Source organism: Janibacter sp. CoH_79_TC_3 (assembly GCF_058197955.1).
Map to the genome: position 1 here is coordinate 1 of NZ_JBXWIV010000001.1, position 17,762 is coordinate 17,762.

Below are 17,762 nucleotides of genomic sequence, written 5' to 3' on the forward strand. Positions count from 1 at the left end.
AGGACTGAGCCCTGTTAAGTACAAAGCTCAGTCCTTGATGCAAACTTAAACTGTCTAAGTTTAGGGGGTCAGTTCAAAACGGTAATAAGGGCTTTTTTAGTCATCAAGTTATTTTAGTCTTCGATTAAAATAACCCAGATGGGCAATTATGCGCTTTCAACCATAACATAACGACGGTTGAATTTACCTTTGGTCGCAAACTTTACCACACCATCATTTAGTGCAAATAAAGTATGGTCACGACCCATGCCAACGCCTTCGCCTGCATGGAATTCTGTACCACGTTGACGAACGATGATGTTACCAGCGACGATGGCTTGACCGCCAAAGATTTTTACGCCCAGCATTTTTGGGTTTGAATCACGACCGTTACGGCTTGAACCGGCAGCTTTTTTATGTGCCATGAGAAAATCTCCTTGTTAATGTGACTTATCGCTAATGCGATAACTCTTAAGCATTTAGTGCGCTATTTAGCAATAATTGCTAAGTGGATAATTAGGCATTAATAGCTTTGATTTTTAACAAGGTATACCATTGGCGGTGACCTTGCTCTTTGTGATAATGCTTACGACGGTTGTGCTTGACGATACGGATTTTTTCGCCGCGACCATGCTCAACCACTTCAACTTCAACGCTAGCGCCTTCAACGATAGGCTGACCGATTTTGACAGTTTCGCCGTCAACAATCATCAATACGTCTTCGAATTTAATCGTTGCGCCTGTTTCTGCTTTTAGTAGTTCAACTTTAAGCAATTCATCGACGACTACACGGTGCTGTTTACCACCAGTTTTGATTACTGCGTACATTGTATGACTCCGTTTAACCCGTGTGCCGTGGCTGATATCATACCAACGCTTTTACGACGAACACGACAGGGAAAAATTAAAGGCAAGATTTTACGGCTTTTTGCTCATAAAAGCAAGTCGCATCTCTTGTTTTGAAGGTGGTAATATCAATAATATTGGCTCAAATTTTTATCTATAATTACTTACATAAAGTGATGTGATTGACTAACAAGGGTATGAAGCATCGATGTTAAGACCAAAAGATTTATTTAAGTATAATACATTGAACCATCATTGGTTAAAATCCAACAGCGGCTATTATAACTTATATAATCAGTTACTTACAGTTTTTTGTTAATATAGGCTTTATTGACAATAATTATTAATAAAATATTGCTAACGTTAATCATGGATTAATATAATCTAATCAGATATATTTTATTTATTATAGGACGAAAGAAGCAATACGCCACTAGATTGCAAGGCTTATCTTAATTTTTGCTATACTTAAATCAACAATGGACCCAGATAGCTATGCTATTATGCGTCAAACGATAGCTTCACTATTATTTGCTATAAGCACTATTATAAATAGGCAGCTATCCAAACCCATTTTATTTTCCTTGGTATGACGACTCATTATGACCAGTAACTCTTTATCTAACGCCGCTGTGGTATCAACCACACCATTAACGACTTTAGCAAGCACGCCAAGCTATGCCGACATCCAAAGCATCGTTGCTGATGACTTTGATATCATGGACAAACAAGTCTTTGGCAGTTTGAATTCTAAAGTTAAGCTGGTCATGAGTGTCTCACAGCATGTGATTAATGCGGGTGGCAAACGTATGCGCCCGCTGATTACCCTATTATGCGCGCGAATGTTTAATGATGAACCATCACAGCAAGCAATGCATTTGGCGGCTATTACTGAGATGCTGCACACTGCAACTTTAGTACATGATGATGTGATTGATGAATCAGGTCAGCGCCGTGGTAAGCCAACGGCAAATGCCACTTGGGATAATGCCACGGCAGTACTGGTCGGTGACTATTTGATTGCCCGTGCCTTTAATTTATTGGTTGGTTTTCAAAGCTTGCCATTATTACAAGTGTTCTCAGATGGTACTTGTGATATCGCTGAGGGCGAAGTATTACAGCTACAGCATCAGCACAATCCTGAAGCTACGGAACAAGACTACCTAAATATCATCGATGGAAAAACGTCACGCTTATTTATGATGGCGACCCAAGGTGCTGCAATTTTACAAAACAAAACTGAGCATCTGCAAGCGTTGGCTGATTTTGGTCAACATTTTGGTAATGCTTTCCAAATCGTTGATGACGTGCTTGATTATAGTGGCGATAGTGAACTGATGGGCAAGAATCTCGGTGATGATTTGGCGGAAGGCAAACCAACACTGCCAACCATCAAGGCGCTTGAATTACTAAAAGACAGCGACAAAGCGGGCTATGAGCAATTACGTATTGCTGTGCAAACCGGTAAAACACCAAATGCTGAGCAGCTTATCGAGCTAGTACGACATTCAGGCTCACTTGAATACTGTAAGCAGCGCGCTTTGGAAGAGACTAAGCTTGCACAGCAAGCGCTGAGCAGCTTACCTGATAACCGCTACCGCCAAGGACTGTATGAATTGACGGAGCTTGCCAGCGCTCGTTTAGTATAAATCTTGTTAGAATAGACACTATTTATTGTTAACAACTTATTATTGTTAAAAGTTTAATTTTATTCTTGACAGTTTAATTATCAGCTTTTAGCAAAAAAACACCTTATCATTAAATTTTAAGTTAAGTTTTTCTTTATAATAACAATTAATAGAAAATCAGAATATTATGGCTGCGACATCAGCAGCCTTCTGGTTATTGATAACATCTTCGATTTAATAGAACTCATTTCTCCCCAAAATTTTAGCGTTCGCATTTAAGTATTGCTAAAACACAGTTTTTCTGTGCATGCCATTTTCTACTGTATTTTTATATGGTTTTCTTGCTACTATCTTTAAATCTATTTCAAAAAAACAAAATTTAACAATATTGTGGCTCAGCATTCATTACGAATCTTACAAGGTATTTTTAACGTTACGCTTGTATTATCAAGGGTTGTTAGACAGTTATTGAGCCGAAATACGATTATGAGGGGCAAAAACGCTTTTTTGCACCTTGACTGTGGGGTATACCCTATAGTTTATAATCATCCATTACTTTAAATCTGCCTATCCGATTATTACGCGTTTAGCGAGTAATATATTGGCAACGGTAAATGCATATTATTTTTTATATCCACCACGTTAAGATTTACTCCTAAACTTTTTATACTGTAATTATTTATTATATGATATTTATATTGCCGAGGACATTGATGAAGCACTCTACTCTTGCGCTTGTAATAGCATCTGTACTATCTGGAGCTGTACTGGTTGGCTGTGACAAAAAAGAGGACGCAGCTGGCGCAGCGGCACAGCAGCAGATGCCTCCTGCCGTCGTCAACGTTCAGACTGTCACCCTTGAGAACGTACCACAAGTACAGACTTTTTCTGGACGTACAACGGCTTATCAAACCGCAGACGTTCGCCCACAGGTAAATGGCATTATTGACGAGGTGTTATTCCGTGAGGGTAGCAACGTCAAAAAAGACCAACCTTTATATCGCATTAATACCGATAACTACGCGACGTCTATCACCAGTGGACAGGCAGCTATTCAACAAGCTGAAGCCAACTATCAGACAGCAGTAGCGAATAATGCCAATGCCAAAGCTGAGTTAGTCAGTCGCCAAGCGTCGTTATCACAAGCGCAAAGTGACTTGCAACGTTTGCAAGGTTTGATTGAAATTGATGCTATCTCAAAGCAGCAATATGACCAAGCGGTTACTCAAGTTCGTACGGCTCAAGCGGCGGTCGAAAGTTCGCGTGCGGCTATCGGACAAACTGAAGCCGGTATTGAAAGCGCCAGAGCAGGTATCCAAACGGCGAAGGCAGGCTTACAAGCAAGTACGTTGGATTTAAATCGTACCATCGTACGCGCGCCTATCTCAGGTCGTACGGATCGCTCTAGCGTAACTGCAGGTACATTGGTCAGCGCCGGTCAACCGGATCCGCTAGTGACCATCTCGCGCCTAGACCCTATCTATGTCGATATCAGTCAATCTTCCTCTGAGCTACTAAAACTGCGCCAACAAATCTCTGCAGGTAAAGCACAGGCAGGTATGAGCTCAGTTGAACTGGTGTTAGAGGATGGCTCAACTTATCCAGTACGCGGTGAGCTTGCGTTATCTGAAGCAAAAGTTGATGAATCAACCGGTGCTGTCACCTTACGTGCGGTATTCCCCAATAATAGCAATATCTTATTACCAGGTATGTATGTCAGCACCCGCTTAACCCAAAGCGTGATTACTAATGCGGCACTCGTCCCACAAAGCGCGGTGATGCGCTCTACCAAGAGTGAAACGCAAGTTTATATCGTTGATGCAAATAACAAAATCCAAGTTCGTCCGGTTACTATTAATGGCACGTATAAAGGACAGTGGGTAGTCACTGACGGTCTTCAAGCTGGCGACAAAGTAGTCGTTATCGGCGGTGCAAAAGTGAAGCCTGAGCAAGAGGTGGTCGCTAAACCATTACCAGATGCCAATGCTGCACCCGCTAAGCCAGGAGCAGCTAATGCCCAAACGCCGCAGCAAGCTGCAAAGAATATGGATAAGTCTACCGATGGTAAAACTGCCAACAAACCGGCACAACCAGCCGCCAAATAATTCCATTCAAAGCTAGGAAGACTTAGGGATTTACTATGTCACGTTTTTTTATTGATCGCCCTATTTTTGCATGGGTGATGGCTATTTTAGTCATGCTTATCGGGATAATATCGGTTATCAACTTACCGATTGAGCAGTATCCAGCAATTGCGCCGCCAACCGTCACGGTCAGTGCCAGCTATCCTGGTGCTAACGCTGAGACTGTTGAAAACTCAGTCGTACAGATTATTGAGCAGCGCATGAAAGGGCTTGATGGCTTGATGTATATGAAGTCGTCAAGTGCCTCAAACGGTAGCGCCTCTGTACAGCTGTTCTTTGAGAACGGTACCGATTCTGATACCGCGCAGGTTCAGGTACAAAATAAATTGCAAGCTGCCATGAGCTCATTACCCGAGCAAGTACAGCGTCAAGGCGTCAACGTTAATAAAGCCTCTGAAGGCTTTTTAGCCGTATTTGGTTTTGTGTCCGAAGATGGCAGTATGGATCCTGCTGATATCGGTGACTATATCAACTCTAATGTTGTCGATCAGCTCAGCCGTGTCGAAGGGGTTGGTCAAGTCCAAGCATTCGGCGCCTCGTACGCCATGCGTATTTGGCTCGATCCTGAACGTTTACGTGCCTATAGCTTGGTGCCATCCGACGTGGTTAATGCTGTGCGAGAGCAAAACGCACAAGTATCTGCCGGTCAATTAGGTCAAGCACCTGCTGAGGTCGATGAACAAGTTATTAACGCAACAGTCACAGTACAAAGCTATCTAAAGACACCTGACGAATTTAAAAATATTCTACTAAAAACCGACAGCTCAGGGGCACAAGTACGCTTAGGGGATGTTGCAAAGGTAGAAATTGGTAGTGAAAACTATAGTACCATTGCCTTATTTAATGGCCAACAGGCAGCTGGCCTTGCCGTCTCACTGGCAAGTGGTGCTAACGCGCTTGAAACTCGCGAATTGGTTGGTGACCGCGTCGCCGAGCTAGAAGCCAATTTCCCTATCGGTCTGAAATCAGTCATTCCTTATGACACGACCCCGTTTGTGCGCTTGTCTATTGAGCAAGTGGTCAAAACCTTAATCGAAGCGATTATATTAGTATTTATCGTCATGTTCGTCTTTTTGCAGAACTGGCGCGCGACTATCATTCCAACCCTTGCTGTACCTGTGGTACTACTGGGTACTTTTGCAGTCCTGTATATCGCAGGATTTAGTATCAACGTCCTAACTATGTTTGCGATGGTACTATCCATTGGTCTATTGGTCGATGATGCGATTGTGGTGGTAGAGAACGTCGAGCGGCTATTGGAAGAAGATCAAAATATATCTATCAAAGACGCTACTATCCAATCAATGGGTGAGATCAGTAAAATCGTTGTTGGTATCGCACTTATCTTATCAGCAGTATTCGTACCGATGGCATTCTTTGGTGGCTCAACTGGGGTAATTTATCGCCAGTTCGCCATTACCTTAATTACCAGTATGGTGCTGTCGGCGCTAGTGGCGCTTATCTTTACCCCTGCCCTATGTGTGACCTTACTAAAACGTAGTAAAAGTCATGAAAAAGGCAACTCTGAGGATCAAAAAGGTTTCTTTGGTTGGTTTAACCGCTCTTTCACAAAAGCCAGCCGCTCTTATGAAAAGTCCGTCGGCAAAAGTTTCCGCCTTAAGTGGGTATATCTCATTATTTATGCTGCCATCATCGGTATCATGGCAGTGGTATTCTTACGTATCCCCGGCTCGTTCTTACCAGAAGAAGATCAGGGTATTATGTTTACCGCCGTACAGCTACCCGCTGGTTCGACACTGAATGAAACGCAAGCGGTGCTAGATAAAGTAAGCGCTTATTATAGTGGCCAAGAACCTGATAATGTGGCTTCAGCATTTACCATCGCAGGCTTTAGTTTTGTAGGACAAGGACAAAACGTCGGTATCGCCTTCGTAAAACTCAGCGACTGGGCAGATCGTAAGGGTGAAGAGAATACAGCACGGGCAGTCTCTGATCGTGCACAGGGTTATTTCTTTACCCAGATTAATGAAGCGACTGTCTTTAATATCATCCCACCAGCAATTAGTGGGCTTGGTAACTCTAGTGGTTTTGACTTGATGCTACAGGATTCTGGTAACGTCGGGCACGAAGGTCTGTTAGAGGCACGCAACATGCTACTTGGCATGGCTGCTCAAAACGATAAAGTTGCAGGTGTACGTCCAAACGGACAAGAAGATGCGCCGCAGCTTAAAGTTGATATTAACCAAGAACAAGCCGCTGCTTATGGTTTGTCTATGGCAAATATCAATAGCGTCATCTCTACCGCTTGGGGTTCAAGTTATATCAACGACTTTATCGACCGTGGTCGTGTCAAACGCGTGTTTGTACAAGGTGAGCCTAGTAGCCGTACTAATCCCGATGATATCGGTAAATGGTATGTTCGTAACAATTCGGGCGATATGATTTCATTTGATGCTTTCTCTAGTAGTAAGTGGGAAACCGGTTCACCGGGTCTCACGCGCTATAATAGTTTGGCCTCAATGAATATCCAAGGTAGCGCCGCTCCTGGTCTAAGTACTGGCGAGGCGATGGAAGCTATGGAAGCGATGGTTGAACAGTTACCAGACGGTATCAGTTATGAATGGACAGGCTTGTCATTAGAAGAGCAAAAGTCAGGTGCACAAGCGCCGATGCTGTATGCTATCTCAATCTTAGTCGTATTCTTATGTCTTGCCGCCTTGTATGAGAGTTGGTCAATTCCATTCTCAGTGTTGCTAGTGATTCCACTTGGTGTATTGGGAGCAGTGCTGTTTACTTGGTTCCGTGGTTTATCGAATGATATTTACTTGCAAGTTGGTCTACTCACGGTGGTCGGCTTGTCAGCCAAAAACGCCATCTTGATTATCGAGTTTGCAAGGGACCATCAAGAAGAAGGTTATACCCTAAAAGAGGCTGTTATGACCGCCGCGCGTCAGCGTTTGCGTCCTATCATTATGACCTCACTTGCCTTTGGTCTCGGTGTTGTGCCATTATTCATCGCCACAGGTGCTGGTTCTGGTAGCCAAAACGCCATCGGTACCAGTGTGGTTGGTGGTGTTGTGACTGCGACATTACTAGGTATCTTCTTTATTCCGATGTTCTATATTTGGGTACGTAGTATGTTCCCGCACAAATACGAGAACAATAAGCCTAACGATAGAGATAATGGCAACGACGGTTCGCCTGACCCGCAAGGCCCTATGCCTTCTGACCCAACGCCTTCTGAGAGTTATCAGCCTGCAAGCTTTGGAGATAATACACAATGAGTGCCCAAAAAACTTTTACAACCAACTCAGCGGCGGTAGCAAATATTGCTACCACTGCGCAACCAGCGCTAGCAATACTGCGCAAAAATGGTGGTCGTCTAATCGGCTTAACCGCTTTAGCATTAAGCATGGCTGCTTGTAATACTATTCCTAAAGCTGATATGCGTCCTGTCCTTGCAGAGCCAAACGTGCCTATCGAGCAAGCCTATGGCGCGTTCGATAAGGAAACCGTGAGTAGCGCCAATCAGCCAAGTATCGCCGGTCAACGCTGGCAGAACTTTTATAGCGACGAGCGCCTAAAAGGTCTGATTGCTTTAGGGTTAGAGAACAACAAAGACTTTGAAAGTGCGCGTTTAGCCATTGAAAAAGCACGCGCCCAATATCAAATCACCGATCTTAATGATTTACCTAGAATTGATGGTAGTGGCGGTTATACGCGCCAAGCGCAAAATAGCCGCGATAAAAACCCTAACAGCTCATATAGCGTCAATCTTGGTCTTGCTAACTATGAGTTAGACTTTTGGGGTAAAATCGCCAGCTTAAAAGATCAAGCATTGCAGAATTTTTTAGCCACTACCGCGGCGAAAGATTCAACCCAAATCAGCCTGATTAGTAATATTGCCCAAAGTTATGCCAATTTAAGCTACAGTTTAGCGCAGTTAAAACTGGCAGAAGCGACAGTTGAAAGTCGTGAGAAATCACTATTTATTGCTGATAAACGCTTTGAAGCTGGTATTGATCCTAAGCTGCCGTCTCTGCAAGCCAGTGCCTCATTAGAAAATGCCAAACTTGCTGTCCTACGTGCGCAAAGCAGTATTTTAAAAGCGCGTAATGCCTTGCAGTTTTTGGTTGGTGGACCTATTCCGACTAACCTTATTCCGACGCCTGCGGTCAGCAATATCACCAACCAAAAGATATTTAACGCCGGTTTACCAAGTGAGCTTTTACGCTATCGCCCAGACGTACTACAAGCGGAGTATAATTTAAAAGCCGCTGGTGCCAATATCGAAGTGGCCCGCGCCTCTTACTTCCCATCTATCAGCCTAGCCAGTAGTGTGGGTGTTAGTAGCGGCAGTTTAGATGACTTATTTAAAAGTGGTTCGGTTGGCTGGTCATTTGGCCCAAGTATTAGCGTGCCTATCTTTGACGCTGGTCGCTTGGATGCCAATTACGATGTGGCTAAAATCGAGCGTGAACAAACGCTTGCAGGCTATGAGAAATCTATCCAAACGGCATTCCGCGAAGTATCCGACGTCTTGGCTACACGCGCTACATTGGGCGATCAGCTTGAAGCTCAGTACCGTCTGCAAGATAACTTTGAGCAAACGTATCAGATTGCCGATGCACGCTTTAAAGCAGGTATTGCAAACTATCTAGACGTGCTCGATGCACAGCGCTCGTTGTTCTCAACGCAGCAAGGTATCTTGGACTTAGAGCTACAAAAAATTGTCAGCCAAGTTGAGCTTTACCAAGTGCTAGGTGGCGGTGCCAATCTTGATGTACCGACGGCGATTCCTGTACCAAGTAAAAACTTAGTGCAATTGGTCAATCTACCTGCCAATAGCAATAAAGCAAAAGCGGTCGATGCCATCGATGCAGCTAGCTCAGCGCGGGTTGCTTCTGTGCAAGAAGCGCAAGCGATTAAGCGTGCGCAACCAACACAAACAGCGACCTTTAATCCAACCGCAGTCGTCGATGTCAATAATGATGGCAAGACAGATGCTGCGGTAGGCGTGGTCACTGAAAAGACTACTTTTAATGAGACCAGTGTTGAGCAAGTGCCGGTCACGCAGATTGTTGAGCCTTAAGCATTCCTAGATGTTGTGAGATAAAGTTCCTCACATAGACAGTCGATAACGACAATCAGCCCTACCGACTTGGTAGGGCTTTTTGCTTTCGACAGTGACTATTGGTTATAGTGGCTATTCGTTATAGTAGTGCTGGGTATAGTAGAACATTATATTAACGACACTTTTATCATTTTCGCTGTGCCAATTTTATAAAAACCTATACTTTAAAACAGATAATTCCATAAAGCTGATGAATAACAATGCTTAAAATCAAATAAGGAAAAATCATGACTTATACTTTTAACCGCCAATTTCCTGAAACACGCTTACGTCGCTTGCGTTATAACGACAATGTCCGCGCAATGATTCGCGAAGTTGAGCTGCATCCAAAGCACTTTATCGCCCCTGTATTTGTTATAGAAGGCAAAAATAAGCGTGAAGCAATCGCTAGTATGCCCGGTGTTGAGCGTCTATCGATTGATCTGCTGATCAATTACGCCAAAGAATTATTAACAGAGGGTGTCACCACGATCGACATTTTCCCTGTTATTGATAATTCATTAAAAACACCTGATGGCAAATCGGCTTATGACGAAAATGGCCTTAGCGCACGCGCCGTCAAAGCGGTCAAAGATGCCGTGCCAGAAATGGTAGTGATGACTGATGTGGCGCTAGACCCTTATACCTCACACGGTCAAGACGGCCTGCTCGATGATAGCGGCTATGTGGTGAATGATGAAACCGTCGAAGTCTTGGTCAAACAAGCGCTCGTCCACGCCCGCGCTGGCGCTGATATCATCTCGCCTAGCGACATGATGGATGGCCGCATCAAAGCCATGCGTGACGCCTTTGAAGCCGAAGGCTTTGTCAATACCGCTATCATGGCCTACTCTGCAAAATACGCCTCTGCTTACTACGGTCCGTTCCGTGATGCCGTTGGTAGTGCCGGTAATTTAAAAGGCGGTCATAAAAAGCAATACCAGATGGACTTTGGTAATCGCGCCGAAGCGCTGCATGAAGTTGCTATGGATATCAACGAGGGCGCAGATATGGTGATGATTAAACCCGGTCAGCCGTATTTAGACCTTATCCGCGAAGTCAAAAATACCTTTGGCGTACCAACTTTTGCGTATCAAGTGTCTGGTGAATATGCGATGCATATGGCTGCCATTCAAAATGGCTGGCTAACCGATGCAGTAATTTTGGAATCCTTGATTGGTTTCCGCCGTGCAGGCGCTGATGGAATTTTGACTTATTTCGCCCTAGAAGCGTCTCGTCAGTTAAATAATGCTTAATATGCCTTAAACGGCTTTGTATATAAAAAAACCGCGCCAGCTAATACATAAGCTGGCGCGGTTTTTTATTAGCAGTATTTAAAAAGTTTAATAAAATCTATAAATGCGCACGGTCATGCGGCTCGTTAAAGTCAAGAACGGGACCGACAGGGATAATACACGTAGGATTGATATTGGCATGGCTGGTATAATAGTGCGCCTTGATATGCTCGATACTTACCGTCTCGGCAATACCCGGCACCTGATATAAATCACGCAGATAACCCCAAAGATTGGGATAATCAACAATGCGGCGAATATTACATTTAAAATGCCCAACATATACGGCATCAAAGCGCACCAGCGTGGTAAATAAGCGCCAGTCCGCCTCAGTAATCGTATCACCGAGCAAATAACGTTGGTCAGTCAAACGTGCTTCTAACGTGTCGAGCGCCTCAAATAACGCCACTACCGCTTCTTTATATGCGGCCTCGGTCGTTGCAAACCCTGCTTTATAAACCCCGTTATTCACCGCTGAATAAACAAACTCATTAACCACATCGATTTCTGCTAGCAACTCTTTTGGTAAAAAGTTAAATGCCGTTGCCCCTATCTCATCAAAGGCTGAGTTAAACATACGAATAATTTCAGAAGATTCATTACTGACGATAGTATTGGTTTTTTTATCCCATAAGATTGGCACCGTCACGCGTCCAGTATAATCAGGCTTAGCCGCAACATAAACTTCGTATAGGTAACCTGCATTGACAATTGGATCAGCAATAACGCCTGCGCCCTCTGCAAACGTCCAACCTTTATCGCCCATAAATGGATGCACTACAGACAGCGAAATCATGTCCTCCAAACCCTTTAGCTTACGATAAATCGTAGTGCGATGCGCCCAAGGACACGCGAGCGACACATATAAATGGTAACGATTGGCTTCGGCTTTAAAGCCGCCGACACCTGATGGACCTGCGCTGCCATCGACCGTGACCCAGTTTCTAAAACCGGCGTCTTCTCGCATAAAACGTCCACCGTTTGCCTCGGTGTCATACCATTTATCTTGCCATTGACCATCGACCAATAAGCCCATATTTTGCTCCGTTTTGTTTTAGTTTTAAATATATTTTATTAAAAATGACTACTATTAAAAATCACTTCTATCAAACAAGCAGTATTAAATGATTATCAAAATCATAATGATTAAGTTTAGAAATTTATAATAACATTTCTATGTTGCGTAGCCATTAAGCTTTGTTTGTTTCTCAAATACTCTATAGTTTAAATAATAATCTTAATCTGTTAGGTGAAGCTGCCTGACTCAAGTAAATCAAACTCCGACATAGTCGGGGCAGTTCACCCTGTATCAGCATGAAAAATTTCCATTACACCAATAAATGAGAGAAATGTTTTAATTATTCGTCATGGTATATATCAAGATAATTAAAACAGTCATGTGAATAATTTGGATTGGAACAAAAGCAAGTGCGTATTGAAAACCACCCGTAATTGCCGCATTAATTGATTTAGAAATTGCATGTGTCGCTAAACCTAGTAATAAGGCGAGTAATAAAATAGGGTTAGTTGGGTTCCCTTGCATGACTACGGCAGCCATTGCTGCATGCACCTCAAACATAGAACTAACTACGGTTCCTGCAATAAGACCCGCGTCACCCATCCATAAACCTAAGCCATAAACAAGTACTTGAATAATAGTAAGTGTGACTACAATGATACCTGCCTCTTTTAAACTAAACATAGGTGTATCAGTTAGCTTAGCTTTCTCTTCGGATCGAGTTTTTCTCATCAACCATATTCCAGGAATAATTAAAACTATCATGGCAATAATAGATGGGAATAATAAAATTTTAAGCCAACTAAAGCTTACGCCTGCAACAATAATAAGAAGTTGTACCACTGTTGCGACACAGGATATAAGGGCAGCTCCAGCATTTTCTTTTGCATCTGCACGACCATGACGAACTTCTATTCCAAGGCTTGCAACCGTGGCTGTACTAGATATAAATCCTGATGCTAAAGCAGATAAAAACATAGCGTGGCGTGATGGTAAAAGCCTCTTTGCCATATGTGCCAGTGCTTGAATGGCTAAAATCAATATCAATAATTTTAAAATAATATAAGGATTTAGTACTGAACCCCAAAGAGCTCTATTGGGGGTTAAAGGAAGTGCAATTAAAAGTAAAGCAAGTAAAAAGATGCCATCTCTGAATTCACGCTCAGTAATCCATCTAACCGCTACTCCATGCATTGAATGCTTTGTCACTAGAAGGAAGGTAAGGACTACTGTAAGTGCAGCTGCATAAGGAATATGCCATAAACACAGTCCACCTATAAAATAGGTGAGTATAAAAGCAAGTTCAGTGGTTACACCTGGATCTTCAATTTGTTTATGAGTAGAGATGATACTGATACCACCTACTATCAATGCTCCTATGAGTCCCATAAATAAACCGAAAGCAAAGCAAATTGTCCCTAATAGAGAGCAAATTGCAAAAGATCTAATACCTGCAAAGCTATGTTGATTTTCACGTTGTTTGCTACGCTCTCTTTCTAGACCAATGAGTAGTCCACAACCTAGTGCTGCAGTAGATGCAGTCATTAAATGTTGGACAGATTCAATCGTAAATGTATTCTCTATTATGAAATTCATCCCACTCTCTATGACCCCTGCTGTCAAATTCGTACAGTTGAACTTGGGAGATTTTGATTACGCAGCATGACGATAAAAATCAAACCACACCTGTCTTGGAGTTCTATAGCCCAAACTCTTTTGAATCCTATGCTGATGTGCTTTAACATGAGTACCATCTTAAACACCCACTCACAGTATGAGTCTTTGATTAACAAAGTAGACAGCGCAACGAGCTTGTTGCTGCGAAACCAGCGCTGGTTTTTTGTCAGCAGTTTATCATCAATTTTCAACACGCCCTACTATTACTGACCGATAGCATTCAGTATTAAAAAATTTGGTGGTGATCTAAAACATATGCTAGCGCTTGATAGTACCGCATCTTTTTTTCAGGTTAAAAGCATCTTGGTTAGACCGAGACGAGAACTTCAGCATATCAAATTCTTAACTCCTGTTGAGCTTGAACACGCTATCATAACCAGTGAGCAAGGCTCAACAGGAGTCAGTTTTTTATTTATTAAAGAGTGATGCCGCGCCCTAGATTACAAAAAAAAGGACAAACGACTGCTTGATAATCGTTTGTCCAATATTAGTTATACAACTTTTATCTTAATTTAATATCACCACCATCTGCCATCAGCGTTTGACCAGTCATATATTGACTATCCTCACTTAAAAGAAACGCCACTACTGGTGCGATATCTGTTTTGGGATCGCCAAAACGATTCATGGGATTCTTTTTAGCGATTTCTTCGTACTGGTCAGGATGGGCTTCCTTCCAGTTTGCAACACCTTCGGTTAATGCCAATGGACAAACAATATTGACACGAATGCCCTCTTTCGCCCATTCGTTTGCCGCCACTCGTGACAATCCTCGAATCGCTTCTTTAGCAGCAGCATAACTGCCTTGGTTTTCTTGACCATTAAGCGCGGCACCAGAGCCAAAATTAACGATAGAACCTTTTGTTTTTTTAAGTTCTGGATAGGCGGCTTTCATAAAGTTCAAAGTTCCTTTTAAGCCGGTATCCATAGATAAAGACCAATCTTCTTCGGTAAGCTCCATTAAAGGTTTTTGTCTGGAGGCGTGTGCATTATTTACCACACCCGTAAGTTTTCCAAACTTTGAAACAGCCATCTTTACCGCTTCTTCAGCAACTGAGGGTTTAGAGATGTCGCCCTTAAGAAATGCAATATGATCAGGATTACTGTCAACTTTCTGCTGACCGGCAGCGTCATCAAGATCTACCGCTATAACAGATGCGCCTCTTTGGGCTAGGACAGTGGTTATTGCACCACCAATTCCTGCCGCCCCACCAGTAACAATAATGACATGATCTTTTAAATTTTTCATAATAATCCTTTCTTGTTTGATTATAAATTTTTATTGAATTTAAACCAAAGCACCAAACGCTTGCTTTTATAGTAGGCTCAATTTACTACACAATTAAAAGTTGAAGGAACTTAAAGCAAGTTGCTGATGAGCCTAATAGCCATAGTAAATTGAACTTTAATAATTCCTTGGTCTAATAGCTTCCGCTCTTATATCTTTCTACTAAAGTACATTCACGCAGCGTTAAATAATTCACCACTCCTAGAACAATAGCAGCGATCATACCAATGATGACTAAAGCTGAAACTAAAAAGACTTCGATCTTACCTACCACCTTTAGTCTACCGCGTTGAAAGCCTTATTTTAGTGAGTATTTGTTTGAGTGATATTGTTTGAGGTTATGGAGAGTATCGCTATTATTGCTATAGAAAAGTAAATAAATAGTTATTCTTTAATTTCTTTATTCTCTACACGTAAATCTCTACAGATGCGTTGAGCCGCCATACCCAAGGCTTCTGTAAACGTCGGAAATGCCAATTCTAAATTAGCTATTTCGTTAATTTTCATTTTAGCCGCCAGACAAGTGGCTGCAACCTGAATCACATCGACAGAGTAAGAGCCGAGGACATGCGCGCCCAGTAGCTCTTGCGTATCTTTATCGATGATAATTTTGCAGAATCCGTCGGTTCGCGCATCCATAACGGCGCGCGGCAGCGCAGTGTAATCTATGATCTCAACAATGCAGTCATGACCTTCTTCCGCTTGAGCTTGGGTCATACCTACGGAGTGAAGTGTTTGGAATAGTGGCACTACGAGATGAGCTGCGAGACGATGCCAAAGAAGGTGTGGCTCAGCTCAAAGCAATGGGTGTTCGCGCCATTATGCTGACAGGCGACAACTGCCTAACCGCTCAAGCGCTTGCCAATCATTTAGACATAGAATGGGAAGCTGAGCTGTTACCCGAAGATAAACTGCGCTTGCTCAATGAGATGAAAGACAATAATAAAATAGCGATGATTGGTGATGGTATTAATGATGCGCCAGCGCTAGCAACGGCAGATGTTGGCATCGCGATGGGCGGTGGTACTGATGTAGCCATTGAAACGGCTGATGTTGCACTATTGAAAAGTCGCGTGGCCGACGTCGCTCATTTGATTGCACTGTCACGAGCGACGCTCTCTAACATTCATCAAAATGTGATTTTTGCGCTGGGCCTAAAAGCAGTGTTTCTAATTACTACTGTACTAGGAATCACTAGTTTATGGATCGCGGTGTTGTCTGATACTGGCGCAACGGTGCTAGTCACGCTTAATGCTTTGCGTTTGCTGCGTTTTAAAGAAAACCGTCCACCAGTAACTTTTACTAAAAAAATAAATATTAAATATCTGTAATTTCTAGATAGGCAAAATGCATAACTTACCATCTAGAATTAAACATTTTAATAATTCTAGTGTTCCTATAAAAAGCGTTATGACAAATAATTTTAGATAGAAAAAGTCAGTTTTTAGTGGTTCAGTTAGGGTAGATCCCAAGGAAACCAGTCATTTCACCCTTTAAACCTACTAATAGACTGATCTAATGGAACCTCTTATAACAGTCTGTTTTAAAGACAGATGTGATTTGACTTTATTGTCAGGCTGCGTAACTAAAATCTCCCAAGTTTAGCTGTACGGATTTGACGCAGGGGTCACTCGATACACGGTAGAAAATATTGCTTCACTGTTTTCATTATTGCGGTATGATCTTAGCATCACCACCTTACCAAAACTCTTTTTTTTCTACTAAACCAGAGCTGGCCTGGATAGCATTACTTTACCCTTCTTTGAACAGACAAACTGGTGTCTTTAAACGGGCGAATAAATACATCCTACCGCCATTTCAAGCCTTTTATGAGCTATGTATTGATTATGGGAAAAATCATTACTTGATATAATTTATGAAATAGGACTTTATAGTGTCCCTTGTTTTAGATCTATTACAAGCCATCCCGAATTGGCACTTAGTAGGCTTGTTTACTGCTGGCATGGTTGCTTTTATCATTTCTACTATATCGGGTGGTGGCGGTGCTATGCTACTGATACCGACCACCTCTTGGATGATAGGACCAGCAGTTGCACCACCTGTGATCAATTTGGCTACCTTCATTAGTAATGCTTCGCGGCTGTATCTATTCTGGAATGATATTGATTGGTCATTAACCAAATACTATGTACCAAGCGCCATCGTAGGCGCGTGGCTAGCAGCATTAGTTTTTAGTCGTTTAGATGCAAACTGGATTCAGTTATTGGTTGGCGTATTTTTAGTGTCTACTATTTTCCAATATAAGTTTGGTAAGGTAAATAAAACGTTTGATATGCCAAAAGCAGGCTTTATTCCTTTGGGCTTTGTCGTTGCGTTTATGAGTACATTGGTGGGTGGTCTCGGTCCTATCCTTAACCCTTTTTATATGAATGCCGGACTAGAAAAAGAAAACCTTATTGCCACTAAAACCGCTAATTCTTTTTTTGTAGGTATTGTACAAATAGCTAGCTACAGTTTTTTTGGCGTAATCACTGCCAAGCTTTGGATATATGGTCTGGTATTAGGGCTAGGTGCCGTTGTTGGCAATGTCATTGGTAAACGCTTTTTGGCGGGAATGAGTATTAGTCAGTTTAGGATAATGCTGCTCATTCTAATGGTCATCAGTGGCATAGTAATGATAATAAGAAACGTCAATGTGTTGTTCTAATACACCATTGATTTGATATAGATACCTAATTAGATACAAAAACCCTGAAAGTACAATAGATATAAATGCTTGCTGAACGTGGAGCTCTACGTATGTATTAAGAATGGCATAGAGTATATAGCCCACGCACTCTAGAAACTTACTT

At 42.4% G+C, this 17,762-nt stretch carries 13 protein-coding genes; 7 read left to right on the top strand and 6 right to left on the bottom strand.

Annotated elements, in window-relative coordinates; all coding sequences use genetic code 11:
• Nucleotides 1-146: 146 nt before the first annotated feature.
• Both rpmA and rplU read right to left on the bottom strand, forming a co-directional pair.
• The gene (gene rpmA, locus AC2FA3_RS00005) at nt 147-404 is read right to left on the bottom strand and encodes a 50S ribosomal protein L27 (protein WP_010199200.1); all 258 of its coding nucleotides are present in this window, start codon (nt 402-404) and stop codon (nt 147-149) included.
• 91 nt (nt 405-495) lie between these two features.
• Complete coding sequence (gene rplU, locus AC2FA3_RS00010; protein WP_010199185.1) at nt 496-807, bottom strand: 50S ribosomal protein L21; 312 nt, start codon at nt 805-807, stop codon at nt 496-498.
• Between the two features lie 620 nt (nt 808-1,427).
• Between rplU and AC2FA3_RS00015 the strand changes: the two genes are divergently transcribed.
• From AC2FA3_RS00015 to hemB, 5 genes are all read left to right on the top strand, one after another.
• Nucleotides 1,428-2,474 (top strand): polyprenyl synthetase family protein, encoded by a 1,047-nt coding sequence (locus tag AC2FA3_RS00015; protein ID WP_490507747.1) that lies wholly within the window; start codon nt 1,428-1,430, stop codon nt 2,472-2,474.
• Nucleotides 2,475-3,166: 692 nt separating this feature from the next.
• Nucleotides 3,167-4,558, top strand: a complete 1,392-nt coding sequence (locus AC2FA3_RS00020; protein ID WP_201546975.1) for an efflux RND transporter periplasmic adaptor subunit — start codon at nt 3,167-3,169, stop codon at nt 4,556-4,558.
• 35 nt (nt 4,559-4,593) lie between these two features.
• Nucleotides 4,594-7,842 carry an efflux RND transporter permease subunit gene (locus AC2FA3_RS00025; protein WP_490507748.1) on the top strand — a complete coding sequence of 1,083 codons (3,249 nt, stop codon included), beginning with the start codon at nt 4,594-4,596 and terminating at the stop codon, nt 7,840-7,842.
• Nucleotides 7,839-9,650, top strand: a complete 1,812-nt coding sequence (locus AC2FA3_RS00030; RefSeq protein WP_490507749.1) for an efflux transporter outer membrane subunit — start codon at nt 7,839-7,841, stop codon at nt 9,648-9,650. The genes AC2FA3_RS00025 and AC2FA3_RS00030 overlap by 4 nt, the downstream gene beginning before the upstream one ends.
• Before the next feature lie 269 nt (nt 9,651-9,919).
• Nucleotides 9,920-10,927, top strand: a complete 1,008-nt coding sequence (gene hemB / locus AC2FA3_RS00035; protein WP_490507750.1) for a porphobilinogen synthase — start codon at nt 9,920-9,922, stop codon at nt 10,925-10,927.
• Between the two features lie 97 nt (nt 10,928-11,024).
• Here the strand turns inward: hemB and AC2FA3_RS00040 are convergent, their stop codons facing one another.
• The 4 genes from AC2FA3_RS00040 to AC2FA3_RS00055 form a co-directional block, all read right to left on the bottom strand.
• Entirely contained in the window at nt 11,025-12,002 is a 978-nt protein-coding gene (locus AC2FA3_RS00040; protein WP_490507751.1) for a glutathione S-transferase family protein, read from the bottom strand.
• 318 nt (nt 12,003-12,320) lie between these two features.
• Entirely contained in the window at nt 12,321-13,580 is a 1,260-nt protein-coding gene (locus AC2FA3_RS00045; RefSeq protein WP_490507752.1) for an MgtC/SapB family protein, read from the bottom strand.
• Between the two features lie 583 nt (nt 13,581-14,163).
• Complete coding sequence (locus AC2FA3_RS00050; RefSeq protein WP_490507753.1) at nt 14,164-14,910, bottom strand: SDR family NAD(P)-dependent oxidoreductase; 747 nt, start codon at nt 14,908-14,910, stop codon at nt 14,164-14,166.
• A 423-nt stretch (nt 14,911-15,333) separates the two neighbouring features.
• Complete coding sequence (locus tag AC2FA3_RS00055; RefSeq protein ID WP_490507754.1) at nt 15,334-15,666, bottom strand: oxidoreductase dimerization domain-containing protein; 333 nt, start codon at nt 15,664-15,666, stop codon at nt 15,334-15,336.
• A 14-nt stretch (nt 15,667-15,680) separates the two neighbouring features.
• Between AC2FA3_RS00055 and AC2FA3_RS00060 the strand changes: the two genes are divergently transcribed.
• On the top strand, nt 15,681-16,280 hold the full coding sequence (locus AC2FA3_RS00060) for an HAD-IC family P-type ATPase (protein ID WP_490507755.1): 600 nt from the start codon (nt 15,681-15,683) through the stop codon (nt 16,278-16,280).
• 563 nt (nt 16,281-16,843) lie between these two features.
• Complete coding sequence (locus tag AC2FA3_RS00065) at nt 16,844-17,617, top strand: sulfite exporter TauE/SafE family protein (RefSeq protein ID WP_227679435.1); 774 nt, start codon at nt 16,844-16,846, stop codon at nt 17,615-17,617.
• Nucleotides 17,618-17,762: the final 145 nt, after the last annotated feature.